This is a genomic window from Blautia sp. HCP3S3_B11, from assembly GCF_052064435.1.
Taxonomy (GTDB): Bacteria; Bacillota; Clostridia; order Lachnospirales; family Lachnospiraceae; genus Blautia_A.
In genome coordinates, this window is the sequence record NZ_JBQHVP010000009.1 from 1 (window position 1) to 23,249 (window position 23,249).

Annotated in this window: 26 protein-coding genes and 2 pseudogenes; 4 read left to right on the forward strand and 24 right to left on the reverse strand. The window is 39.3% G+C overall.

The window, feature by feature from the left end:
• The 12 genes and pseudogenes from tnpB to ACTNC0_RS08300 form a co-directional block, all read right to left on the reverse strand.
• Positions 1 to 139 (reverse strand): IS66 family insertion sequence element accessory protein TnpB (gene tnpB, locus ACTNC0_RS08245; RefSeq protein ID WP_441087135.1); only part of this gene is annotated, 139 nt, incomplete at its 3' end.
• Complete coding sequence (gene tnpA / locus ACTNC0_RS08250; RefSeq protein ID WP_441087009.1) at positions 133 to 552, reverse strand: IS66 family insertion sequence element accessory protein TnpA; 420 nt, start codon at positions 550 to 552, stop codon at positions 133 to 135. The genes tnpB and tnpA, both read right to left, overlap by 7 nt.
• 460 nt (positions 553 to 1,012) lie before the next feature.
• Positions 1,013 to 1,218, reverse strand: a pseudogene (locus ACTNC0_RS08255) (redoxin domain-containing protein); the annotation flags it as partial.
• Positions 1,219 to 1,271: 53 nt separating this feature from the next.
• A complete protein-coding gene (locus ACTNC0_RS08260) occupies positions 1,272 to 2,810 on the reverse strand; it encodes an LCP family protein (RefSeq protein ID WP_441087010.1) in 1,539 nt (512 codons plus the stop codon).
• A gap of 59 nt (positions 2,811 to 2,869) precedes the next feature.
• Positions 2,870 to 3,634 carry a YveK family protein gene (locus ACTNC0_RS08265; RefSeq protein ID WP_441087011.1) on the reverse strand — a complete coding sequence of 255 codons (765 nt, stop codon included), beginning with the start codon at positions 3,632 to 3,634 and terminating at the stop codon, positions 2,870 to 2,872.
• Between the two features lie 52 nt (positions 3,635 to 3,686).
• Positions 3,687 to 4,388 (reverse strand): polysaccharide biosynthesis tyrosine autokinase, encoded by a 702-nt coding sequence (locus tag ACTNC0_RS08270; protein WP_291803858.1) that lies wholly within the window; start codon positions 4,386 to 4,388, stop codon positions 3,687 to 3,689.
• Complete coding sequence (locus tag ACTNC0_RS08275; RefSeq protein WP_441087013.1) at positions 4,381 to 5,103, reverse strand: CpsB/CapC family capsule biosynthesis tyrosine phosphatase; 723 nt, start codon at positions 5,101 to 5,103, stop codon at positions 4,381 to 4,383. Before ACTNC0_RS08275 ends, ACTNC0_RS08270 begins: the two co-directional genes overlap by 8 nt.
• Positions 5,104 to 5,161: 58 nt before the next feature.
• Positions 5,162 to 5,599: a hypothetical protein gene (locus ACTNC0_RS08280; RefSeq protein ID WP_441087014.1), complete on the reverse strand. Its 438-nt coding sequence runs from the start codon at positions 5,597 to 5,599 to the stop codon at positions 5,162 to 5,164.
• Positions 5,600 to 5,634: 35 nt separating this feature from the next.
• Positions 5,635 to 6,339, reverse strand: a complete 705-nt coding sequence (locus ACTNC0_RS08285; protein ID WP_441087015.1) for a polyphosphate polymerase domain-containing protein — start codon at positions 6,337 to 6,339, stop codon at positions 5,635 to 5,637.
• Positions 6,330 to 8,573, reverse strand: a complete 2,244-nt coding sequence (locus ACTNC0_RS08290) for a CotH kinase family protein (protein WP_441087016.1) — start codon at positions 8,571 to 8,573, stop codon at positions 6,330 to 6,332. Before ACTNC0_RS08290 ends, ACTNC0_RS08285 begins: the two co-directional genes overlap by 10 nt.
• Positions 8,570 to 8,812 (reverse strand): hypothetical protein, encoded by a 243-nt coding sequence (locus ACTNC0_RS08295; protein WP_441087017.1) that lies wholly within the window; start codon positions 8,810 to 8,812, stop codon positions 8,570 to 8,572. Before ACTNC0_RS08295 ends, ACTNC0_RS08290 begins: the two co-directional genes overlap by 4 nt.
• Positions 8,809 to 9,252 (reverse strand): DUF4956 domain-containing protein, encoded by a 444-nt coding sequence (locus ACTNC0_RS08300; protein WP_441087018.1) that lies wholly within the window; start codon positions 9,250 to 9,252, stop codon positions 8,809 to 8,811. Before ACTNC0_RS08300 ends, ACTNC0_RS08295 begins: the two co-directional genes overlap by 4 nt.
• Positions 9,253 to 9,573: 321 nt before the next feature.
• Between ACTNC0_RS08300 and ACTNC0_RS08305 the strand changes: the two genes are divergently transcribed.
• Complete coding sequence (locus ACTNC0_RS08305) at positions 9,574 to 9,903, forward strand: hypothetical protein (RefSeq protein ID WP_441087019.1); 330 nt, start codon at positions 9,574 to 9,576, stop codon at positions 9,901 to 9,903.
• A 209-nt stretch (positions 9,904 to 10,112) separates the two neighbouring features.
• On the opposite strand, the gene ACTNC0_RS08310 is transcribed toward ACTNC0_RS08305, so the two are convergent.
• Positions 10,113 to 10,982: a lipopolysaccharide biosynthesis protein gene (locus ACTNC0_RS08310; RefSeq protein ID WP_441087020.1), complete on the reverse strand. Its 870-nt coding sequence runs from the start codon at positions 10,980 to 10,982 to the stop codon at positions 10,113 to 10,115.
• 239 nt (positions 10,983 to 11,221) lie between these two features.
• Between ACTNC0_RS08310 and ACTNC0_RS08315 the strand changes: the two are divergent.
• Positions 11,222 to 11,397: pseudogene (locus ACTNC0_RS08315) on the forward strand (IS630 family transposase); the annotation flags it as partial.
• Positions 11,361 to 11,615 carry a hypothetical protein gene (locus ACTNC0_RS08320; protein WP_441087140.1) on the forward strand — a complete coding sequence of 85 codons (255 nt, stop codon included), beginning with the start codon at positions 11,361 to 11,363 and terminating at the stop codon, positions 11,613 to 11,615. The pseudogene ACTNC0_RS08315 and the gene ACTNC0_RS08320, both read left to right, overlap by 37 nt.
• A 157-nt stretch (positions 11,616 to 11,772) precedes the next feature.
• Here the strand turns inward: ACTNC0_RS08320 and ACTNC0_RS08325 are convergent, their stop codons facing one another.
• The 9 genes from ACTNC0_RS08325 to ACTNC0_RS08365 form a co-directional block, all read right to left on the reverse strand.
• Positions 11,773 to 13,224 (reverse strand): sugar transferase, encoded by a 1,452-nt coding sequence (locus tag ACTNC0_RS08325; RefSeq protein WP_441087021.1) that lies wholly within the window; start codon positions 13,222 to 13,224, stop codon positions 11,773 to 11,775.
• Positions 13,225 to 13,449: 225 nt separating this feature from the next.
• Positions 13,450 to 14,730 carry a bifunctional phosphoribosyl-AMP cyclohydrolase/phosphoribosyl-ATP diphosphatase HisIE gene (gene hisIE, locus ACTNC0_RS08330; protein ID WP_441087022.1) on the reverse strand — a complete coding sequence of 427 codons (1,281 nt, stop codon included), beginning with the start codon at positions 14,728 to 14,730 and terminating at the stop codon, positions 13,450 to 13,452.
• A 123-nt stretch (positions 14,731 to 14,853) separates the two neighbouring features.
• The gene (locus tag ACTNC0_RS08335; RefSeq protein ID WP_441087023.1) at positions 14,854 to 15,693 is read right to left on the reverse strand and encodes a hypothetical protein; all 840 of its coding nucleotides are present in this window, start codon (positions 15,691 to 15,693) and stop codon (positions 14,854 to 14,856) included.
• A gap of 58 nt (positions 15,694 to 15,751) precedes the next feature.
• Complete coding sequence (locus ACTNC0_RS08340) at positions 15,752 to 16,084, reverse strand: hypothetical protein (protein WP_441087024.1); 333 nt, start codon at positions 16,082 to 16,084, stop codon at positions 15,752 to 15,754.
• Between the two features lie 396 nt (positions 16,085 to 16,480).
• The gene (locus ACTNC0_RS08345) at positions 16,481 to 17,824 is read right to left on the reverse strand and encodes a VapE domain-containing protein (protein WP_441087136.1); all 1,344 of its coding nucleotides are present in this window, start codon (positions 17,822 to 17,824) and stop codon (positions 16,481 to 16,483) included.
• Positions 17,825 to 17,851: 27 nt separating this feature from the next.
• Positions 17,852 to 18,436, reverse strand: coding sequence for a CHC2 zinc finger domain-containing protein (locus tag ACTNC0_RS08350; RefSeq protein ID WP_441087025.1), 585 nt, complete (start codon positions 18,434 to 18,436; stop codon positions 17,852 to 17,854).
• 212 nt (positions 18,437 to 18,648) lie between these two features.
• Entirely contained in the window at positions 18,649 to 18,996 is a 348-nt protein-coding gene (locus ACTNC0_RS08355) for a plasmid mobilization protein (protein ID WP_441087026.1), read from the reverse strand.
• The gene (locus tag ACTNC0_RS08360) at positions 18,996 to 20,084 is read right to left on the reverse strand and encodes a tyrosine-type recombinase/integrase (protein WP_441087027.1); all 1,089 of its coding nucleotides are present in this window, start codon (positions 20,082 to 20,084) and stop codon (positions 18,996 to 18,998) included. Before ACTNC0_RS08360 ends, ACTNC0_RS08355 begins: the two co-directional genes overlap by 1 nt.
• A gap of 12 nt (positions 20,085 to 20,096) precedes the next feature.
• Positions 20,097 to 20,285, reverse strand: a complete 189-nt coding sequence (locus tag ACTNC0_RS08365; protein WP_087175032.1) for a hypothetical protein — start codon at positions 20,283 to 20,285, stop codon at positions 20,097 to 20,099.
• Between the two features lie 334 nt (positions 20,286 to 20,619).
• Here ACTNC0_RS08365 and ACTNC0_RS08370 point away from each other — a divergent pair, with 334 nt between their 5' ends.
• The gene (locus tag ACTNC0_RS08370) at positions 20,620 to 21,141 is read left to right on the forward strand and encodes a helix-turn-helix domain-containing protein (protein ID WP_441087029.1); all 522 of its coding nucleotides are present in this window, start codon (positions 20,620 to 20,622) and stop codon (positions 21,139 to 21,141) included.
• A 327-nt stretch (positions 21,142 to 21,468) separates the two neighbouring features.
• Here the strand turns inward: ACTNC0_RS08370 and ACTNC0_RS08375 are convergent, their stop codons facing one another.
• Complete coding sequence (locus ACTNC0_RS08375; RefSeq protein ID WP_028086473.1) at positions 21,469 to 21,648, reverse strand: hypothetical protein; 180 nt, start codon at positions 21,646 to 21,648, stop codon at positions 21,469 to 21,471.
• A 114-nt stretch (positions 21,649 to 21,762) separates the two neighbouring features.
• Positions 21,763 to 23,217, reverse strand: coding sequence for an AlbA family DNA-binding domain-containing protein (locus tag ACTNC0_RS08380; RefSeq protein ID WP_028086472.1), 1,455 nt, complete (start codon positions 23,215 to 23,217; stop codon positions 21,763 to 21,765).
• Positions 23,218 to 23,249 lie beyond the last annotated feature (32 nt).

Consider the following 23,249-nt stretch of genomic DNA (forward strand, 5'->3'; position numbering starts at 1 on the left):
AAAGGTAGAGCGCATTGGAACTTTCTGTTTCCGGAAACTTATCCTGGATGATGGCATATAACCCATCTATTGACTTCCTCATATCAGTATAACCGGTCACGATAAAAATGGCATCGACACCGGAGATGTCCGCTAACATGATGACGGACGTATCATCCTAAGGATCTGTTCCAACAGAACAAGGTTAGCGGAATTATTGATCCTGATGGCTACGTCATCCATCACCAGTTCAATCGTATGTGAATTGTCAAGGTGCACCGCAGGTGTTTGTGGTAAAGCCACTGCACCTGCTTCCGGATCATGATCCGGATATATGTCTATCTGGACAACATCCTGTTTATTGGAAGTAAGATCCAGCGCATATGACTTCTTATTAGAAGTATAAGGAATGTCACAGGCTTTTTTGCGGAGCCGTTTCACTGCGTTATAAAAAGAACTGACAACGATTCCATGCTGGTCGCACCAATCACGATCTGTCATACCACTGCAGCGGCATTCCTGGATGAGTTCAAGCCACTCTTCCTGAGAGCGGCGGGTTCTTAACTGTGCCATAAGATTTCTCCATAAAGTAGTATATTTCTACCTTTAGGTTTATCGCCTGGTATGTTTTTTGCAGAGGCAAAATGTAGGTTATTGCAAAATGACATGTATGTAGATTGTTGCAATCAGATTTTGGGGGCTACACCCCCAAACCCCTGTAAAATCAACGGATGTGGCAAATCAGGACCTACATTTACCCCATCCGTTGATTCTGCAATTACCTACAAATTGAGTCTGCAATTTTCTGTATTTTACTCTTGCAATAAACAGCCTGGTAGATAGTGTAGTAAAAATTTACTTTCTACTTTATGATAAGATATTTATTGGTAAACGTCAAAGCACCCAATTTTTATACGCTTACGATTCATAATTATCCTTTCAATATCATCCATGCTTTTTTTCTTATTATTCGAATAAAAAAAGAGCAAAATCAAACACCAGCATTTCTGCTGCTTAATTCGCTCTCCTGTCCGCAGTCCTCTTCTTTAAAATCCTCATAAAAGTCAGCAAGATCTCCTAATTCCGTAGGACACACAAAAGTAAAATCTGCAGGATAAAAGAAAAATACAGACCAGTTCCCAGGATATCCTCTCTGGTGATATCCTTGAATTCCCCCTTATGAAAAGCCTGTACCTTAAAATCCGGCACCTCTTTATTGATTAAGTTTCCCTTAAAAATACCTCCTTTTCTTTTTTCGGCACACCAAATATTTAATCAGTCCTGTTTTATATTTAAGATTCCTGTGAAATAATTTCTCCGATTCGAACCTTTTCCATCAGTTTTTTCGCATGGTCTACCGTGGAATAATCCGGGACCATTACATACGCTTTCTGGCTCATGGAATAAGGCTTCTGTGTATCTCCAGTTCCATCTACACTATAACTTACCACGTTCCAGGAACCCCCATCTGTAAGCTGTTGCTGAAGCAGTCGGGCTATTTCTTCATAAGAAATATTCGTCTCAAAACACTCCTTTACACTGGAAAGAATAGAAGAATAATTTTTCAAAAGCTCTGGCGAAAGTACCCTATCAACTACACCTTTGATTACGGCCATCTGATTTTTGCCTCTCTGACGATCCCCTTCTTTAAATGCATAACGTTCTCGTACAAATGCCAATGCCTGTTCTCCATTTACATAATTTTCACCTTTCTCAAAATGGTAACCTTCCATGTTCTTGCTGTCAAATTCATAATCTGAATCAATAGTAATTCCACCAAGAGCATCAATGATGTCAATAAAACCATCAAAATTAAGCCGAACATAATAGTTGATATCCATATCATAAAGCATTCCCAGTGTATTCATACACACACTGATTCCATATATACCCGCGTGGGTAAGCTTATCCGGCACTCCATTGGAAATAGAAAGCGGAACATAATAGTCCCTTGGTGTAGAAACAAGCAACAACTGTCTGGTAGCAGTATTCGCTGTCACAATAATATTTACATCGCTTCGGCTTTTTGCCACAATTCCGCCCCGATTATCAATACCGCTTACAAATATGGTAAAAACTTCTCCCTTTGCTGAGGAAGCTTTCTGTACAGCAACTTCTTTTCCGGAATCTCCATTTTCATTATTCCCCATAGAATCACTTTTTGATGTACTGCTTTCAGAAGGTATATTCGTTTCAATCACAGTTTCTACATTCTCCACATCAATTTGTCGAATCATTGATTCCAGATTCGAATAACCTTCCATTTCCTCAAGAATTGCCTGATAAGCCTGGTTCAGAACAATTGCCCCGGTTTCTCCCCGCACAAGGCCATCCACAAGTTCCGTCAATCCGCGATACTCCTGTACAGTAACCTCCTTACCTGTTTCTTCTTTTATTTTTTCCAAAGTCTTATCTGAATTCTCTCTGTCCAATTCAGACAAAATTCCGTAAGTATAATTTTCCGTATCACTAATGGAACCAGCCCCATCTTCTTCTTTTACATAAATCCCCACCTGCGCAACTTCCGTATTTACACCGGAAATCTCATAAAGAGCAGAGATTGTCTTATGTATATAAACACCTGCCAGAATATAAACAACAGACATAATCACTGCCACAAATATTCCAATTACAAATCGAAACCGTTTATGACTGTTCCATGTCAGTATTCCAATAAGCAAAACAAAAATCACCAAAAAGCTCACCATTCCAGTCAGCATCACCAGGGGAATCATTTTTGTTTGAATTAACAGACTTCCCAATATCAGTGAAACTAACATAAAAACAGTGGTAATGACTTTTCCTGCTATGCCGCTTCCTCTTTCTTTCATTTGCGATTTCTCCTTCCCGTGGGGTTTTCCGTAAATGTCCTTCTGCAAGTAGCATATTGTCAGATTATCTTACAATTATTCTTTTTTCTTTTTTTCCTCTTAGCCTTCTCTTTCTTCCTGTCTTTCTTCCCGATATATGGAATTACAGCCAAAGTAGATGTTTCCAGATACTTCTCAACATCTTCTTCTGTCTTGATCTTGTCGTCCAGAAGAAATATGATCACAAGAACCACGCAGGCAAGAAACGCACCGGCGAGGAAGCCAATGAATGCGCATTTGAGAATATTCGGGCTGACGGGCTCAGTAGGAATTTCTGCTGTTTCGAGAATAGTCGGTGGTTCATCTTTCATGATCTCTCCGATTTTTTCTGCAGTTGCTTCTGCAATCGCATCGGCAACCAAATATGCGTCTTTAGGGTTATTGCTGGTAACGCTTATGGTCAGCAAGCGAGTGTCGCCCTCATTCAGAACCTCCACCATTTTTTTGATTTCTTTTCTGGTAAAAGTATAGCCTTTTTCCTGTAAAGCATCAATAGCTGCATCAATTACAGGGTTACTTGTACCGATTACAATAAAATCCTCTGTTACAGCTTCACTTACCTGAAAATCCCCTACCGTTGTTTCCTTTGCAGTATTATAAAGAATATAAAGAGATGATCTGGATTCATATTCAGGCTCTATGATAAAAACCGTAACAGCCAGAGTTACTGTACAGCATAATACAGCTGCCAGAAGAACCACCCACCATTTTTTTAGTAAAACATGTATCAGCTCCAATAAATCAATTGTATCCTCTTCATTTACAAAAGAATTATACTCGTTCATCTTGTCCTCTTCCTGGTTTTCTTAATTTATTATGTCCATAGCAATCAGTATATTAGTAAGAGCCATACTCGCTTCCATATCTCTGATAATAACCGCCATACCGCTTGCCATAATAACCTCTGTCCTTCATGTTCACTTTGTTCAAAATTACGCCAAGGAAATTGGGATTGGCAGTTTTTAACTGGTTTATGATTGCTTTTGTCACATTTCTGGACACACTGTCATAGGGAACAACAAGACAGGACGCATCACAGTTCTTTGCAATAACTGCTGCGTCAATAACACTTCCCAACGGAGGAGTATCCACGATTATGTAATCAAAAATTCCCTTCAGCGCATGTAAAACTTCTTTAAAGCGGACATTTCCCAACAGCTCTGTAGGATTTTTTGGCAAAACACCGGTGGGAACGACAAACAGGCTTCTTTTATTTGTTGAATACACAACCTCTTGCACGGTAGCCTGACCTGAAAGCAAGTGGCTGAGTCCTTTGTGATTATTGCCAACTCCGTAACGAATTGCAAAAACAGATTTACGAATATCTGCATCTATGTACAAAGTCTTTTTATCTGCTTCCGCAAATGCAGCTGCAAGCTGAAAAGAAACCGTTGACTTCCCATCATCCGGCAAAACACTGGTAATGGCAATAACCTTATTTTCAATTCCGGTAAATTCAATATTTGATCTTAATGTCCTGTAAATTTCTTTTTCACGATTGGTCAATTCTTCTTTTTCAAGCAATTCTAATTTATCCACGAATTTCTTCTCCTCCTAATAGTTTCATTGGATTGATCCTACTTAATTGGTTCGCAGCACGAACTCCGACTTTTTTATTTAAATACATCAGACATTCCCTCATTTCCGGACGGCGATGCACACATCCATGGGCATCTGTGCCAAGCAAATGAACAAGATTCTTCTGTATCAGATTCACTACATATTTCTGAGACAGCCATCCCATCTTACCTGTCACTGAGGAAGCATTCACCTGCATACAAGCTCCAAGCTCCACAAGCTCACGAACCTGATCCAGTTTCTTCGTTCCTTTATACCTCTCAATATGGGCAAGAACAGGAATAAAACCTGCATACTGCATATTACGCACAGCACGGGAAATATCTGAAAATTCCGCATAAACAGGGAATTCTATCAAAACATATCTGGTTCCGTTCAAGGTAAGTGCAGTTCCCTCTTCCAACGCAGAAATGGTACTGTCACTGTAAAAAATCTCATTTCCCAGATACATCTGAAATCCGGGTTTCATCTCCATGGCAATCTGTCGGACAGCCTCAAAAGTTTTCTTTCTTTTATTCAAAACAGACCTATCCATACCATATTCATAATGGGGAGTGGCAATCATCCCTCCAATTCCTTCCTGAAAAGCCATCTCAAGCATTTTTACGGTGGTGCCGGAATCCCTGGCACCATCATCTACCTTAGGTAATATATGGCAATGTACATCAATAACCAAAGCAATACCCCTCATCTCGCAAACTAACTACCATTATAAATGGCTCCGTAGTATTTGTCTACTGTATATTTGCGAAATTTTCTATAGATGTAGCCGCAGGATTTGGAGTCACCGTCAGCTCACTATCCTCTGCTTTCTCTTCTGCTGGTTCTTCAGCCTGCCATTCTATGTATGGAATCTTGTACGTTTCTTTAGTTACATTATACTGAGAATCCATGGCAGCCACAACGATTCTGGCTGTTTCATCCCCCGGCTGCCAGGTAACCTTCTCAACCACAAGACTGTCAGTCACATCTCCCTCTTCCTTATCAACCGCCTGAAAAGCTTCCAACAGCTCGGATTCTGTCATCTTTTCATTATATGCAAGAGTATCCTTATCCGCAGTAAGTTTGATGTCAGGCCCTTCTTTGTCCTGTTTCGTCATAAACATAAAAGTCCCAGCCAACAGCGCAGCAGAGACTACACAGCCTAAAATACAAATAATAATCTTTTTCATCTTATATTCACTTTCTTTTCATAGTTTAATATTCTCTACATTCCCTCCAAAACTGAGCGAGATATACAATATTTACTGATGGACATTTCCTGCGACGGTACAGTTCCCAGCATTCGCCGCAGAAAATCCGGAATCATAAAGTCATATTTGATTTCCAGAATAATCTCATTCCAGGGTAAAACCGGGCAAAACATACTGTCCACATTAAAAAACTCCTTTACATTCCTGCTGGCGCGAAGAGCAGTATCAAAAGTAATCCTGATGTGATAAAATGGAAGTGTAAATGCTTCCCTTTCATAATCAATGATGATCACCGGATGATAGGACTCTGTGGCAAAATATCCCACCAGATGTCTTGCTACGTCTGTATTGTAATTCAGAAGAAAATTATAATCTCTGGGATTCATCAGAAACCTTTCTGCTTCCTCCCGCGTAAGAAAGGCACTTTCCTTATAAATTCCATTTTTCTTTCGATTCTTAATCTCCAACTTAAAATCCCTTGCCTCCGGCATATAGGTACGAAGCCGAATCTTACGCCGTATTTCAATTCCGCTCTCCTTTTCGAAAAAGTCTTTGTTATTCATGGTATCAAAATATAAACTTCGAATAGAATACCGTCCATCTAAAGATGCATAAGTATCCCGATGCATAACCATAGAAAGCATACTTTTTAACATCTGATATTGAGGAATACCAATTAAGAACTTCTCTTCATGACGATATATCGGGTTTACTCCCATTTGATTATCTCTCCCTTGGTTGCATAGAATTCTTCCATATATTTATCCATATATGGAAGACGTTTTTCTAAAAATGTTCGAATTCTTGTTAGTTCTACGTCCATATCTTCACCCAGTTCTCCCTGCTCAAAATCATCAAATATAGATTTAATCTTACCAAGAAATGTTGGTTGACGAGTCCAACGCTCGTTATTTGCTTCAAGTTCGGATCCATATTCTGCTACAAATTCTTCGAATCTATTTAGTAGATAAGAAGGCTGGAAGATTGTCTGACGATATTCCTGATAGATATCAAGAAATTGCTTGCGGAAGATCGCATTGTCCATAAGGCCTGAGAAAAGCTGTGTACTCCATTCTTCTGGATATTCTTTACTCTCCCAATCACGTTTTTCACGCCCCATAGCATATAAAAGCGTATTGTGTTTGTAATCTTCACACGTCTTATCCATATCATAAAGTGGAAAACGCCATTTACCGTCATGATAAAAATTACCATATCCTATTGTCCTCGTACGAAATGCACGTACATTATTATCTGGCCAATCACAACTTTCAAAAAAAATATGAGCCAAATAATATCGAATAAAATTATCCAAGTCTATTCTCTTAGCCATATATTGATAATGAATCATGTTTGTCATATCATGTTCAGCAGCATATTCATAAAGTTCAAGATAATCTTTTCTGTCGTTCTCTGTACCACTTTTTATTTCCATTCGCTCCACTTCTGATGATTTTAATAAAACAATATCTTTTTTTTCTAATCCATAATGATCTGCAATCATTGTTTCGTCCAATCGTTCACGAAGTTCTGCACATCCCCAATATTCTCCATTTAAATATACAGCAACAGGTTCATATGCCTGAACAGCTAAACCTTCATTTAAGAATAAAGTTGTACAAAATGCATCAGAAAAGCTATTATAAATATATACACTATTTGTTCTAATCACTAATTGCCTGAAACTTGTTGTAGTTGTTTCTGTATGCTTAAAAAAGGGGTATAAAAAGTATTTTTCATCTCCGTATTTTGTTGTAGCATATAAACGTAATGATTTGACTCCACGTGCCGATGTATACAGTCCCCCAGAAATAGACATTTCACCAGATTGATTAAGCAAAGTTTCTGAATCTATTCCAGAATACATTTCAATATGTACTGGCCGCAAAGAAGTCTCCCCTGTCAATGAATAATTGCCAAAGTTTATATCTCTGGCATGCATTTCCTCGTTATATTGGGTCCTGGCAAACAAATTCCGAATAAATCCCCCCACATAAATACCTTCTTGATTATCAAAAAGATTATCTGGATCTGTAATTAATGAAATAGTGTTTATTTCTGGTTTATTTCCCAAAAAGAATGTGGCATCTTTCGTGTTTGGTGCAAATTGCCCATTCTTACAAAGTCTGGCACGTACAATAACTGCCTTTTCAACAGAACTTTGTCCATATCTCAAAAAAATATCCGTACGACTGGAAGTTTTCCGATTAGCATAACGATTGGGTTTATCACTAGGATTTTCTAATAATATAGGTCTTTCATAGAATTCTGAAGAAAAATTCGGTACAGAACCATCTAAAGTGTAATAAATAGAATAGCCCTCCAAACAATTCATTGTAAGAGTAATCGGTCCTTCATAAAATCCGCCTTCATGTGAGAATTCAGGGAGTATATCCATAGTCTGTGATGAAATATACTTTGAAACATTCGATACATTCGCCAAACCTGGTGTTGCTTTATTCAATAAGGCTGCTTTTCCATTCTTTAATGCTCTTCCGTAAGAAACATTATTATAACATTCCTGATATTCAAATTCATCAATTAACATATGGTCAGAAGAGGTTAGTGTTATCGTTCCTCCTTTGGAACTAAGATGAAAGCCAGTGTACAAATCATCTTCCGAAGCATCCGAATTACCAGCTATCCCTGCATACACTAACAAATATTCTCCTGCTTTTAATTCAGTTTCCGGAAATGTATATTTAAACGGTTCATCTGGATTATTGCTTAGTCCATAACCTTTTAACTGAAGAACATCTTTTGTTCCATTATACAATTCGATCCATTCACTTTGTTCATCATTATCCAATTCTGTCACCGAATAACCACAGGCCATTAATTCATTAATGCATAAGCAATTCACTGATTGAAAATTACTAAAGTAGAAGCATAATGCAATACCGCCTGTTACCACTATGCAAAGTGATAATAATATTAGTGTCGAACGTCTCATAACGTTTCTCCACTTAATTCTCCGCAGTAAGAAAGAACGTGTACATCACATTCTGGAAACTGCTCTGAAAGAGGCGACATCATTTCTCCTACATATAATTTCTTTTTAAATAAAAGTTCATATGTAACCTCTACTTCAGAATTAGAATAATTTGCCAATTTCAAATGATAACGCTTCGCATATTTTTTTAATATTTCTTCTATAGAATCAATATCTATATCTATTCCTCTTATAATCAAAAGATATGAGAATTCTTCCAACGCCCGCACTTTTGTAAAAAAAGCAGAGCTGCAGCAATCACAATAGATGCTACGATTCCTATAGAATAAATTCCTGTTCCACAGGAAAGACCTATTCCGATTGCCCAAAATAGAAAAGCCGCATCTTTACTGTTTTTTACAGATGTACGAAAACGAATAATAGACAAAGCACCAACTAGACCAAGTGATAATGCTAAATTACTTCCAATTACCATAATAACGAATGTAGTAATCAATGCCAACATTATGATTGCCAAGTTAAAATCTCGAGAATACATCACACCTGTATAAGTAATACGATAAATTTGATACACAAACAAAGACAATAATAAAGCTATTAACATTCCTATTACAATTTGTATAAATGGAACTGAAATATTATTAGAAATTAAATATTTAATAAGTTCTTTTTTTGACATTTTAACTACTCCTCATATAATCAACTAGTTGTTTATTGAAAATCCATGGTATTTAACATTTGTTCTATAAATGTATAATCAAATCGATAAAAATCAGGCATATTATTTTTCTGAGCCGTAAATTCATATAGACGCAAGAATTCATTTAGCATTTCCTTGCTACGCTCAAAACTCACTTCTGGTAGATTGGTTAGTTCCTTACCAGACAGGATTTCCACCTGTATTATTTCAAGCCCTTGCAGGGCACACTACCTGACCACAATGCTACATTATCGTTGGAGCTGTGAGATTTCCTTTCGCTATCCGAAGCATGCTGCTGGTATGCTTTATTTTCACAGCAGGAAGTCAGAACTTCTGAAACAGGAAATTTATACAAGCCTTACTTTATATAATTTCGGTATTTTTATCGCTAATGTTGCTTCCGATGAAAACAGAAAGAGGCAACGAAATCCGGATAACAAATATCCTTATGAGGTCGATTTCTCTAATGCGATAAAAGCCATCAGAAAATACCTGCTGCGTAAGGATTATCAGAAGCCGGTTGATCCGATCAAACTGATAATGAAATATGTTCACGCTGTAAAAGATGAATTCCGCCACTTTGATCGTAATCTCAGAGGAATCGGCGCAATTCCCTTCAATTACAGATAAAACCTGTATTGTTCCACTGAATAACACCATTTCAGACAGATAGGCTAATATCTACCTGTCTTATCGTCATGCCTTTTTTATTTTTGAAGCAAAATACCGTTTTTACTTTGATGTCTATTCAGGCCGGATCACCGGAATGCTAAAGCTTTTATATTCAATCGAACAATAATCGAACAGTTCGCTAAATGGCATTGCCATTTTTTTGTATACTATATTTTAATTACTTTTTTAGCTAAAATAATACATTCTTTAAACAAAGGATTTCGCCTATAAACAACTAAAAAAACAATATTGGGTACAATTACGCAAACGATACATTTCAAAACAAAGGATATATATATACTACAATAAATAAAACTGCAGATAAAATAATTTATTATCCCTGCTATAACAATAACAAATATATATTCCGTGATTTCCAAAACAAATGGGAATACTTTCCTTTCGTAAATCAAAACAAATATATTTTTTATAATCCATGGAATACTAATTATTAAGCAAGTTACTATCGTGGATAGCAATATACCGTATAATCCAATGCTCTTTACTGAAATAATATTTAAGATCAGATTTGCTATCCCATATATCAACGGCCTGTATCTATCATTATGCCAAATTCCACCAGCATCTTTAAAAACACTCAAAGATTTCTCGAACACATTGCAGAGGAAATAGATGCAAAATAGTATAACCATTCCGAATGGTAACACCAAATCTTCCCCAACCCATATTGCCATAAAAGGTTGCATTAATACAGAAAAACAGCATACGCAAAATCCTATAATCCAAAAGAGTATAAAATTAAATTTTTCAAAATCTCTGTAATTCTTTTCTTTAGACTCTGTTATTAAACTATTACCAATTCCAGCAACAATTGATGAATTCACTACAAAAATTACCCCAGTAACAGAATTAATTATGTAAAAGTAATTTTGATATATAGCTAGAGATGCAAGTCCTAGAAACGCTGAGATCACAAGTGTATCTCCAGAATCAACTATCACTCCTCCAACTTTTGATGTAAACATATCTTTAATACGCCTGTTTATATTTCTTTTAATATCATCGCTTAGCTTCATCCCTCAATTTATTTTCTACTTCTATTCTTTTCCGGTTCTCCCAGACTTTTCTTCTTCTCATCCAATTCACTTTTGCTCTATTCCACTTCTCTCACTCGTCCTCTTCTCTTCTTTAATTCCAATTTCGCCTTCTCACTTCTCTCGCTCATCGCTTCTTTCCCCTCTACTCATTTTAAGTAGATGGTTTTTGGGGCTTGAGTCGTTTGTTGGTTTGATTCGCATTGTAGTTGTTTTCATTATGGTTGAATATGATAGAGATTTTTTTAGTAAAATGACGAAGCAGATGTTGAAAAGAATCCGCGTGAAGTCAAAAGAGGAATTATCTGCACGTATATGCCAATACTTTGAGGAAATCAACGCTGATCCGGTTGTATATCATTGGACATACAAAATCTTGCGAGTGCATGGAGAAGAGCCGATGCTCCACAAAGCCCAAAATCAGATGATGAATATTGGGTTCATACACTGCAGACCGTCTTTAAAGAACTTGAAGCACTGGGACTGTCAGAAGCAACTCCAAAACCAGAGCCTAAGAAGCGTGGCAGGAAACCGAAGGCACAGGCAGAGCAAAAACCTAAGCGTCCTCGAGGACGTCCACGAAAGAATGATGACCAAGCTGTCGGGCTTCTATAGTCCGACAAACTGGGAATCTATTATTTAATCTGATTATAGCACATTCCTTAACTATCAACAACTTATTTTATTATATACTAGTTTTCGGGCAGCCTCCCCTCTCTGGACGGAATTCTCTTATGCCCCAGCATGGCTATTCTTAACTTTTTCTGCTCCTTCACCTTGCTCCCTCTTTTTTCAAAACCACCTGTACTGTTTTCAGAAGAATTTTTATATCCAGCCCCAGTGACCACTTATCGATATACTCCCTGTCCAGCTTTACTACTTCCTCAAAATCCACAATATCACTTCTTCCGCTAACCTGCCACATACCTGTAATTCCTGGCTTGATGGCAAGCCTTGCTCTGTGGTGCAGCTCATATTTTTCCCATTCATCTACTGTAGGCGGCCTTGTCCCAACAAGACTCATATCGCCTTTCAGGACATTGAAAAACTGTGGAAACTCATCCAGGCTGTAATCTCTAATGAAATTTCCGATGCCTTTTTTTATCGTGCCATCTGCCAGACGTCTGCATCCAATGATACGTGGATCCCAGTCAAGCTTGAACATCCTTCCGTCTTTCACGCGATTGGCAGCCATCAGTTTTTCCTTCTTTTTTTCAGCGTCCGTATACATACTTCGGAATTTATACATTTTAAATCGTTTTCCGTTTTTCCCAACGCGAACCTGGCAAAAAAACACAGGTCCCGGGGACTGTATGTATATCATCGGACCAATAATAAGAATAAGCAATCCTGTCAGGATACACCCCGCAATGCCGCCGACAATGTCCATGGTACGTTTCATGAACGCCTGACTTGCAGTCATATAATTGATGCTCGAAGTAAGCACCGCATAATTTCCCAGCTGTTCAACAAATTGTTTGTTTCCTCTTAATTGTCGGACATTCAATAGTTTTACATGGACCACAACTCCCATCTCTAAAAATCGGTCGATGAGAGCATCCGGATACTGTCTGTTTTCCGAAACACTAATGAAAACTTCATCGATCCATTCTCTGCAGACATAGTCAGTAACAGAATCATAGTCTGCAACAATCTTTACGCCATCAATCACTTTTCCCCGCATATCTTTATCAAGCACAGCAACCCCTGTAACAAAGATGGTATCATAACTGCTGATTCCAATATTATGGATTACTTTTTTTGCCAGATCTGATGTCGTTATAATGAGAAGGGAACGACCCTCCCAGTCACTTCTGATTCTTTTGATAATAATCTTCAGACATAGCTTTGCAAAATAACTTATGACCAGATACAGTATTGCATGAATATATATGACCATTCTTGAAATGGAACTGCTTTCTTTGATTGTAAACAGATACAGTACGGAAAGCAGTTCTACCATTCCAACATGCTTCAGAGTCGTCATAAAAATTCTGTAGTAACCTTTTTTCAGGATATTCTTATAGGATTCTCCAAAGACTGCTACGATAATATCAATCAGCATCATGATGATGATCATATTCTGATAGCTGCTTGAAGAATATAAATCAAACGAATGGTTCTTAATAAAATAAGCCAATAAAAATGACAACTGTAAACAAATGATGTCCAACAGTAAGAAGTCCAGATGTTTTAACCAGCCCTGTGTTTTTTTTCTATACATTTCTCTCGCTATCCTTCCCATAATCAAGCATTTTATTTCAAATCTTTTCTTAATGTTCAGGCTTTATTCCTCTACTGTAATCTATCTCACAGCGTTTACATAACGAAATACTTTTATTATAATACAACGTAATGAAAAAATCAACAATTTGGCCAGTTTTTTCTAATCTTATATTCTGTCCTCGGTTACCCTTCACAGATACTTTCAGGCTGAAGCCTTTATCTTTTATCTGCGCGCCAGTTCCCTTGTAATGTCTTCCCATGTTACTCCCTTTTCGGCCATGAGTACCATTACATGATAAAGGAAATCAGATATTTCATACTTTATCTCCTCTTTATCCGGATTTTTCGCAGCAATGACGATCTCCGTACATTCTTCTCCTACTTTTTTGAGGATTTTATCAATTCCTTTATCAAAGAGATAGTTTGTATAGGAACCTTCTTTTGGATTTGCCTTTCTGTCAAGAATCACATCATAGACATCCTGGAATACCCGAAGAGGATTGGTGTCATCATATTCTTTTTTCATCAAAGTCTGGAAAAAGCAGCTTCTTTTTCCTGTATGGCAGGCTGCACCTACCTGTGCAACCTTAGCCAGAATGGTATCATTATCGCAGTCAAGACTTAAAGATTTTACATACTGCACATGACCGGAAGTAAGCCCCTTGGTCCAAAGTTCATTACGACTTCTGCTCCAATATGTCATTTTACCGCTTTTCAGAGTTATACGAAAAGCCTCTTCATTCATATAAGCCAGCATCAGAACCTCATCTGTCTTATAATCCTGTACAATCACCGGAATCATACCATCGCTGTTCAGCTTAAATTCAGACCAGGCGATACTGCTTTCAAAAGTCTGGACAGGAATGCCTGCTTCTTTGCAGCGTTCTTTAAACTCTACAAGAGCAGTTTCTCTGCTGCTTACAAATGCACCGCTCAATCCGCCTACCGCATCTGTTTTCAGAAGTTCTGTCAGCACTTCCTCTTTTCCCTCATCTGTATGCAGAATGATGGGAATAGAAGAGATCTCTGCAATGGAATTCTGAACTGTATCAAGAGCAAGCACTGCATCTGCATAAGTCTCGATCAGTTCTTTATTATCTGTAAATTCCCGAATGTCAGAAATGCTTACGATCATTTTTTCCTTTCCAAAACGTTTGGATACTTCTTCCAGAAGCTCCACATTACTCTCCTTGGAAAAATTCAGCACAGTTTTTGCACATCCGGCATAAATCAGCTTCTTTACATCTTCCATACGTTTAATATTTCCTGCGCCGATCACCGGAATCTCTGAAGCAAGGCAAATATCCTTAATTCTGCTGATTGCTTTTTCATGTTCTTTATCTTCTGAAGAAAAGTCAAATACCAGAAGTTCATCTGCTCCATTATCGCTGTAGAACTTAGCCAGTGCCTCTACATCACCATCTCCAAAAAGATTTCTCTGTCCAAAGCCTGTCACCGCCTTTTCATACTGCAGGTAAAGACATGGAATCATTAATTTATTCATACAAATTCTCCCTACGTATATTCCTTCAATTTTGTTATCATTACTTAATCCATGCCCCTTATGCAAGGCTGCCCTTGGTTGAGAGTACATCTGTAATTCTCGGGTCATAAGATACCGCTTCATCTAAATCTTCCCTTCCAGTTCCCTCTGTTCTTTTTTGTGAAACCATTTCTTTTTCACTTCCTTCAAATCTTTTTCCAATTTCACAATTGCTTTTTCAATGGCATAGATCTTCTGTTCCTGCTTTTTCATCTTATTCAAGATTTGCTGCAACCGCATAACTTCTGCTTCCTGCTTTCCGGAAGAAAGTCTTTCCCCTTTCGGTTTTGCTGGCAGTGGTTCTGGCGTAATGTCAATCCTCATATCATGATCAATCAGAGGATTGCTGTCTGAATCTCTATCGCAGTATTTCGTCTCCCGCAGAAATTCTACAAATCCCCTTAGGTATCCGACTGCTTTCTGGAGAATCCCGGTAAATAATTTCGGATTCTGCCCATGCTCTCGGAGCGACTCCGCCACCGGTTCATCAATCTGTGATTGCTTTGCCATCATCACTTCTACTTCTGATGCACCTGTAAGTAATGCCCGATCTACATTCCGGTTCCATTCCTGCCGGAGATAATTATCTGCCCTAATCTCCGCTTCTTTGGGATTGTTTTTCCCAATCTTTTTGGTAGCAAGACAAGGACCGCCTTTCTGAAATACTTGCAGCTTCTCATTTTCATCTTTCACAATCTCATTGATAGCATCCGTCATGACCTGCTTTATATCTTCAAGAAATGCATGGGACTTAAATTCCTCTTTCTTTGGTTGAAAGAAATTCGACTCATACACCTCCCCTTTTTTGATGATCTTACATCCGGGTCGGAGATTTCCGTCCTCATCCAAAATCTCCTTTTTCGTCCTCACATGCTTTCCGAATTCATTATAAAACATATTTCTACTTGCAGTTTTTCGCGCCACTTCCTGCCGGATCTCCCGTTCTGAAAATATCAGATGAATATGCAGATTGGTTTTATTTTTATTTATGATGCAAAGCCGCACAGCAGCCCACATCATACTTCTCCAAAAATTTTGATGTCATGTATTTCAATAGAAGCTCATGGTCATAATCGATCAGACTTGGCGGTAACATAATGATCAGCTCTCTGGCTTCAATACAGGTTCCATCTGTTCCGCTTTTTGCAAAATCCCGCTGATTCTGTTCCGCAAGCAAATCCCAGTAGCTGTCCTCCACATTGGAAAAGACCGCATACAGATTTTCCTGCCGCTTGGGACTGCTGATATAATCCACTCTGCCTTTTACATCATGCAGCTTGCTTTCCATCACAAAACTATGATTTCGTCTGTTCACACTTCCTCCTTTTCGTCGGATACGCTGCCATCAGAAATCACCACTATTATTTGTTTCTGCAGAATACTTTGGCAGGCAACCTCCGCCCCTGCGAGGCCCTCCGGGAGGACGAAAGACACAGAGTATAAGCTTCAGCTTGTGCGATGGGTGTATTTCGCTCTCAATCGCCGAGGGCTACTTTTGTCATACCCGGATGATTCTATATGTACTGATGATTGATTTTTTCCAACTGGCGTATCCGCCATTTTTATTGATGCCCGTTTCCGGGCTGTTTCTCGTTTCTGCTTTGTTTTCAAAGTTTTATTGCTCCTGTTCACACCTTCTTGTTCACATTTCGCTCGGATTTTTGTGAACAGAAACCTGTGAACAGAGCTCAAAACATTTTAAAAGTAATGCTTAATCAAATGGAATTTCCATGCTTTCATCCACCTTCAGGAATCCCTCTTCATCTTTTTTCGGCTGAATCCGCTTCCACGACCTCTGCGTTCCGATTGATCCACCAAACCTGTGATTGCCATGTTTCGTCCAGCCAACGATCTCATTGTCCATCAGATCACCGATTTCTTTTGACTGCCATTTTGGCACGATTCCTTCCTGATGGAATACCTGCTGATAGATAATGGTCGAACACACATAATCTTCTTCATATGCATCAAGGAACGCCTGAATCATGCCTGTCTGGGTATCTTCCGGCATGAATTCCCTCTGGAGAAGTTTGACGTGATCTTCCATCTCCGGCGAAAAGGTCATCGGATAGTCTCCGCTTCGGTATATCTCCATTGCCTCCGCCCATGTCTGGATAATGTATGCTCTGGATTCTGCTTCATTTTCATATATGGTGGTTTCCGCTTTTTCCGGAAATACCCTGACTGGTGCAAATCTTCGGTTCCCTGTACGGTCAAATGGAAGAAAATTCAGGTCATTGGAAGTACCGCAAAATACACATTGTCGATATCTGTCCTCTGCCCGCCTTTCATAAGGGATACGATAAATATCCTTCTGCCGGCTCAGGAACGATTTCGTCTCTTCAATGCTCTTGGCATTTGCCACTGCGTTCATTTCTGACATTTCCACGATCCAGTGTCCCTGTAGGTATTCATAAACTTTCTTGTCATCAATCCTCTTCATATCGTCCGTAAACCATTCATCTTTGATTGCCAGATAACGAAAGAACGTGGATTTTCCGGTTCCCTGCCCTCCGACAAGGCAGAGCATGATATCATATTTGGCTCCCGGCTCATACAGCCTGCGGATCGCTCCCATCATATGCATCTTCATCACTTCTCCGGTATATGCAATATCTTCTGCTCCAAAGAAATGTGTCAGCATATGCTGTATTCTCGGAATCCCATCCCATTTCAGACTTTCCAGATATTCAAGAATCGGGTGAAAACTGTTTTCATTCGCCACGATATCTATCGCCTTTGCAATCACCCGGTCACTGGTCAATCCATAATTCTTTTCCAGATATAACGCCAGATTGTTCATATCGGTATCGGTCATATGGACCCCTCGCCTTTTCCAGGGCATTTTCTTCATGATGTCAATCTGACACGTCATTTCATTTCTGCAGATAGCTCCTTTCAGACAGGGATCATGCTCCAACGCATATTTGCAGTTCTGTATGGACTGACGGATTTTCCCTTTTTCCGTGGTATCCAGCCGTTCCCGGATATCCTCCACTGTCAGAAGTTCCGTTTCCACAATCTCCTCTAAGTTCTGCAAGGACTCCTCGCTCATATTCTGCAATTCTCTGTTCATACCGCTTCACCTCCTCCCTTCCGTTCTGGAAAAATCCAGAATCTCTTCATCCGTTCCAAACATCAGAATGTCCACCAGATAACTGATCTTGCTTTCTTTCTGTAAGGCTTCGACAAATAACGGATGCCATTCCTCTTCCATAGATTTCGGTTTATAAAATTCCTTCCAGAATTCTATCCATCGTAGATACCGCAGTAATACATTCGTAGCATCCTTTGCCCATTTATCAATTTTCTTTTGAACAAACCGAATCCGTTCCTCTTTTGTCGGAACCTTCTCTTTTTCCCTGGCACCTGAATTTTGTTTTCTTCTTATCTCTGTTTTCTCGATTGGAATTCCCATAGAAAAGTATTCATTGATCTTCTTCGCCGCTTCGAACTGGGATAATCCAAACAGCACCGCCACATAATTGACTGCATCTCCCTTTGCCCCACAGGCAAAACAATAATAATTCTGATCAATCTTCATACTGGGATGTTTGTCATTATGAAAAGGACAACACACCATCCCATTACGTCGCACTTTTAAGCCATATCTTTCTGCCACCTGCCTTGCAGTGACACGTGCTTTCACTTCCTGAAAAATGTTCATGTTCCGTCCTCCTGTATCCTTTGTTATTAATTTCAGTAATTTTCCCTCTTTCCGTTACAGGAGAACTTTGCTATACTACACATAAAGCTATATGCGTATAGGCAGACTTCTCCCGTAAGGATTGAGTTTTGTCTATGAGGCTTTACCAGAGCCTGCATAAGTTTGTATGAGTTTTAGAAATGTCCTTGTTACCAGCAGGGGCATTTTCTTTTTTAGGGATGTTCCTGGAATTCCACATGCTGCGGTTCCTCCTTCATCCCATTCAGTGTCACAGCAACCATCTGGATGGTCTGAAGCAGTTCTTCATTTTCTTCACTGCACACTTCCAACCGTTTCAGTTCTCCGTAAATCTGCTGCATCTGATTTTTCAATGCTTTGTACACTCTTGGATTTCCCTGCACGGTCACTTCCCAGTCCATTAACTTTCTCAGGATGTATTCCTGCTTAGTAAGCCCGGATAATGCCACCATGCAGTCAATCATTTTTGCTTCCTCTTCGGATACCCGGAATCCCACCGTCCGGTTTCTCCATCGTCCTTTTGCGTCCAATGTTCTCTCCATCAGATTTCATCCTCCTTCTCCATTCTCTCGACATCCAGCTTATTCGCCATCTCAGTCTGCACCGTTGGAAACAAATGTGCATATCGGTACGTGATTTTTTCCGCTTCATGTCCCACCCGGTTTCCAATGGCAAGTGCTGTAAATCCCATGTGGATCAGCAGGGAAACATGGCTGTGGCGAAGATCGTGAATTCGTATGATCGGAACTCCTGTCGCTTTGCATCCTCGTTCCATTTCATGTTTCAGATATGATTTGGAAAATGGGAAAATCCTCTGATCCGGTGCCAGTGAATAATACATCTGAAAATAGTCCTGCATTTCTTCACAGAGGAACTCCGGCATCACAACGATCCGGTTACTTTTCGCTGTCTTTGGCGAAGTAATAATGTCCTGCTTTTTCATCCGGTGATACGTTTTATTGATCCGCACCGTCTGTTTCTCAAAATCAAAATCTGACGGTGTGAGAGCAAGCAGCTCCCCTTCCCGGATTCCGGTCCAATAAAGCATCTCAAAAGCATAATAGGATCTGGGCTTGTCCATCATCGCCTCGGCAAATTTCAGATACTGTTCCTTTGTCCAGAATTTCATTTCCTTTGGAATCTCTTTTCCCATACTTCCTGCCTGTCTTGCCGGATTGCAGGGCAGATTATAATAGTTCACTGCATGATTGAAAATTGCTGTAAGCTGAGCCTGAATCGTTTTCAGATAATCCACGGAATAGGGCTTGCCCTTTTCATCTCGATATGCCATCATCTCATTCTGCCAGGCGATCACATCCGCCACGGTAATCTCGTTGATTTTCCGTTTTCCAAAGTAAGGAAGGATTTTTGTCCGCACAATGTGGCTTTTCGTCTCAAATGTACTTTCCTTCACCCTCTGACGTTTATACTCGGAATAAATCTCATAAAAGCTCTCAAACGTCATATCCAGCTTATTTCCTTTTCGGAGCATCATCTCATGTTCCCATGCAGTCGCTTCCCGTTTGGTTTTGAAACCACGTTTCTGCGTCTGCTTTCTTTCCCCGGTAAAATCGGTGTACCGGAACACCACTCTCCATGTACCTTTGTCTTTTTCCTGATATACAGCCATCTTAAGTACCTCCTATTTTTCTTCATAAAACAACTTTTTCTTGAAATAATTGGCATCCACACGCCCCGGCACTGTGATCAGTCCCATTCCGCTGAGTTCTTTATTCAGCTGGCGGATAATCTGGTATGCCTTTGACTGCTTGACCTGTAAAATATCCATTACCTCTTCCGCAGTCAGAAATCCATTCTTTAATTCAGACATTCCATTCACCTCCTTCCGCATCATCTTCGAGGAAAAACCCCTCTACTTATCCAAACTTTCAAGGCACCTTATACAACCTCATTTTCAAATTTTCTTTAACTTAACGTTATTTAGTTAAGTTTTGATTGTATTATATTAACTTTTTTCCGTTAAGTCAAGTGTTTCAAACGTCGGCAATTAAATTTTTTTGTTTAAGTTTTTCTTGCGTCTTATTTTTCCATATGCTATACTGATTTAAACAAATATCGTTAACCACCAGTTCCTATTCATTGCACAACAGTAGGAACATATATTCAAAAATGAATAAAAGATTTCAGAAAAAGGAGAGATTCCTATGGCATTTGGAAAACGTATTAAATTTTTCAGAAACAGAAAAGGTATGAAGCAGAAGGAGCTTGGCGAGCTTCTTGGATTCCTTGGAAAGACTTCGGATGTCCGTGTGGCGCAGTACGAGACAGAAGCCAGAACCCCTAAAGCTGATCTGGTCAAAGAAATGGCACAGATCTTCGGTGTCAGTCCCAGAGCCATCAATGTCCCAAACATTGACTCCTATCTTGGTCTCATGCACACCCTCTTTGCGCTGGAAGATATGTATGGTATCAAGATTGGAGAGATTGACGGAGAACTCTGCCTCCGACTTGACCGGGAGCACAAAGAATATCAGCACCTGTTCACACCTTTTCATGCATGGCAGCAAATGGCTGCAAAATTGGAAGCCGGAGAAATCAGCCAGGAAGAATACGATAACTGGCGATATAACTATCCGGAACTGGATACCTCTGAAATTCGTGCAAAGGTTCTGTCTCAGGAACTCTCTGACGAACTCATCAAGGCACTGAAAAAAGAGAATCAATAAAGAAATGCAAAAAGAAAAAACCTTACTGACTGCTCTTTCCAATTTTGGAAACAGTTCATCAGTAAGGTTTTTATGTTATAGAAATATAATTTTATTCAACGGATATTGCAAAAAGTGTTGCCAATCCGTTGCCATAAAATAACGGAATTTGCTTGGAAACCGCATAAATACTGGGTCTTTTTTTGCAAAATCCTACTCAAACTCCTTTGCGGACTGCATTTCATGACACGCAAAGGCTGTTATTAGAGGCTTATAGTTCGAACATATGTTCTGATTCTGTGCTTTTCGCACCGCTTATGAAGAAATAAACTCCAAAATAACTCCATTTTACTCTTTATTATTTTGTTGTTCTTCTCTTGCGTACAGGAGATCCAATGCCTGACATACAACACCACTCATGCTCTGATAGTGTCTTTCTGCATACTCAACAAGTCTCTGTTTTTGCTCTGGAGTCACCCGTACTCGTATGTTTTCTTCTTTGCCATCTTTTGGTGTTTTTCTAGCCAAACATATCACTTCCCTTCCACAAGTACAGTTTACTACTAATTACTACAAAATGTCAATCTATTTTTGTTATTTATCTATATATTCTCTTGGACTAATCTTAGACTAATTTACTTCTCACTCCTGTAGATCTTTATCAACAATCTCCCAGTAACCATTCTTTGGAGATCCATGTCTTATAAGAATACCATACTCTTTTAACTTCTTAATATTGTTCTCAATATTTCGACTGGCAACCCCGATTTTTTCAGCTAACTTAACCGCTGATAATTGATGATCTTCTGAAAGCAACTTTATAATCTTTTGCTGTGTATCGTTGAGATCTGTTCTCCACTCTGCCTCCGATGCTTCTCCGATGCTTCTCCGATGCTTCTCCGATGCTTCTCCGATGCTTTCTTTTTCATTTGTCATCGGAAATGAATTACGGAACACCTCTACCCGAAACATATTATCAAATTCCTGAAATCTCGGTCTCGGAAGTCCATACTCTTCTGCAGCATTCAGGATTCTTTTTATTCCGCTTCCCCATGCTTCTACGAGTCCCATCTGACTGAATATATTGGCAATACCTTTATTCCGGATCTTAGAATGACCATTCATGACTTCCTCATAAGTCAATCCGTTATATAATCCGCCTGGAGAAGTCACCTCCAACCTGTCATCATAAACTGCGACCTGAATACAGGATTCATCCAATAGGTTACGGTGACAATGGGCGTTAATGATCATTTCCCTGATTGCTTCCGGTGGTAGCTCATACTTCTCTTTTCGCACCAATCCATCAATCGTTGCTCCGAGTCGAATATTTCTCAATACAAAGTCTACAGCTTCTTCGATTTGTGTATAGATTGGTCCTGTAAATTCTCTCTTATCCAGAAACACTGCACGATCTGTTCCCTTGAATACCGCACATTGTGTTTTGGCGAATGAAAAATAATCTGATGTCAGCAATGCATAGGCATTCGTTGCCAGAAGCTGTCCCTCGCTCTGCTTCAAGATTTTCCAGTTTATCAGCTGCTCTTTCTTTACAGAATGCTCTGCCATTCCTGCCTTCTTCCGGAACTTTTCGATATCCTGACAAAGTTTCTCTGTTGCTTCCTCTGAAACAGGATAACCCACACAAGTAAGCTCATCCCATGAGATTCTGGCTCCTTCCATTTCCAGCTCTTTTATCTTCTCCGGAAATGCCTGCCTTGATGTACCTGCAACACGGATATAAGTACCATTATCTTTTCCCTTTGATTTCAGATAATACGGTCTGTTCTTTCCAGCTTCTACTGATACAACAATGACCGTTTTCCCGTCTACTGTCTGCGGCTCAATATCAGGAATAATCTGTGGCACACAGGAATCAGAAACTGCATTGGCAATTCCGTCCATCAGCTGAAACAACACATCATTTTCCACACCAACAATCTGGTGTGTTTTATCATCTACTCCAACAATCAGCTTGCCGCCTTGTGTATTGGCAAAAGCTACAATCGTCTTCATGTATTTTTCACTTTTATCGGGTAAGGATACCTTGTACTCAATATTTTTCGATTCCCCGGAAAACATAGTATCTTCTACCATTCTTTCACTCCTACTCTATACTCGCACCACTG

What these genes read in the sequence shown, in the direction of transcription:
- ACTNC0_RS08300 (WP_441087018.1), bottom strand. Translation starts at nt 9,252, where the DNA reads ATGTCAAAAAAAGAACTTATTAAATATTTAATTTCTAATAATATTTCA.
- ACTNC0_RS08265 (WP_441087011.1), bottom strand. Translation starts at nt 3,634, where the DNA reads ATGAACGAGTATAATTCTTTTGTAAATGAAGAGGATACAATTGATTTA.
- tnpA (WP_441087009.1), bottom strand. Translation starts at nt 552, where the DNA reads ATGGCACAGTTAAGAACCCGCCGCTCTCAGGAAGAGTGGCTTGAACTC.
- ACTNC0_RS08350 (WP_441087025.1), bottom strand. Translation starts at nt 18,436, where the DNA reads ATGAACATTTTTCAGGAAGTGAAAGCACGTGTCACTGCAAGGCAGGTG.
- ACTNC0_RS08325 (WP_441087021.1), bottom strand. Translation starts at nt 13,224, where the DNA reads ATGTATAGAAAAAAAACACAGGGCTGGTTAAAACATCTGGACTTCTTA.
- hisIE (WP_441087022.1), bottom strand. Translation starts at nt 14,730, where the DNA reads ATGAATAAATTAATGATTCCATGTCTTTACCTGCAGTATGAAAAGGCG.
- ACTNC0_RS08355 (WP_441087026.1), bottom strand. Translation starts at nt 18,996, where the DNA reads ATGGAGAGAACATTGGACGCAAAAGGACGATGGAGAAACCGGACGGTG.
- ACTNC0_RS08305 (WP_441087019.1), top strand. Translation starts at nt 9,574, where the DNA reads ATGCTTTATTTTCACAGCAGGAAGTCAGAACTTCTGAAACAGGAAATT.
- ACTNC0_RS08290 (WP_441087016.1), bottom strand. Translation starts at nt 8,573, where the DNA reads ATGAGACGTTCGACACTAATATTATTATCACTTTGCATAGTGGTAACA.
- ACTNC0_RS08380 (WP_028086472.1), bottom strand. Translation starts at nt 23,217, where the DNA reads ATGGTAGAAGATACTATGTTTTCCGGGGAATCGAAAAATATTGAGTAC.
- ACTNC0_RS08280 (WP_441087014.1), bottom strand. Translation starts at nt 5,599, where the DNA reads ATGAAAAAGATTATTATTTGTATTTTAGGCTGTGTAGTCTCTGCTGCG.
- ACTNC0_RS08345 (WP_441087136.1), bottom strand. Translation starts at nt 17,824, where the DNA reads ATGAGCGAGGAGTCCTTGCAGAACTTAGAGGAGATTGTGGAAACGGAA.
- ACTNC0_RS08370 (WP_441087029.1), top strand. Translation starts at nt 20,620, where the DNA reads ATGGCATTTGGAAAACGTATTAAATTTTTCAGAAACAGAAAAGGTATG.
- ACTNC0_RS08285 (WP_441087015.1), bottom strand. Translation starts at nt 6,339, where the DNA reads ATGGGAGTAAACCCGATATATCGTCATGAAGAGAAGTTCTTAATTGGT.
- ACTNC0_RS08360 (WP_441087027.1), bottom strand. Translation starts at nt 20,084, where the DNA reads ATGGCTGTATATCAGGAAAAAGACAAAGGTACATGGAGAGTGGTGTTC.
- ACTNC0_RS08260 (WP_441087010.1), bottom strand. Translation starts at nt 2,810, where the DNA reads ATGAAAGAAAGAGGAAGCGGCATAGCAGGAAAAGTCATTACCACTGTT.
- ACTNC0_RS08365 (WP_087175032.1), bottom strand. Translation starts at nt 20,285, where the DNA reads ATGTCTGAATTAAAGAATGGATTTCTGACTGCGGAAGAGGTAATGGAT.
- ACTNC0_RS08310 (WP_441087020.1), bottom strand. Translation starts at nt 10,982, where the DNA reads ATGAAGCTAAGCGATGATATTAAAAGAAATATAAACAGGCGTATTAAA.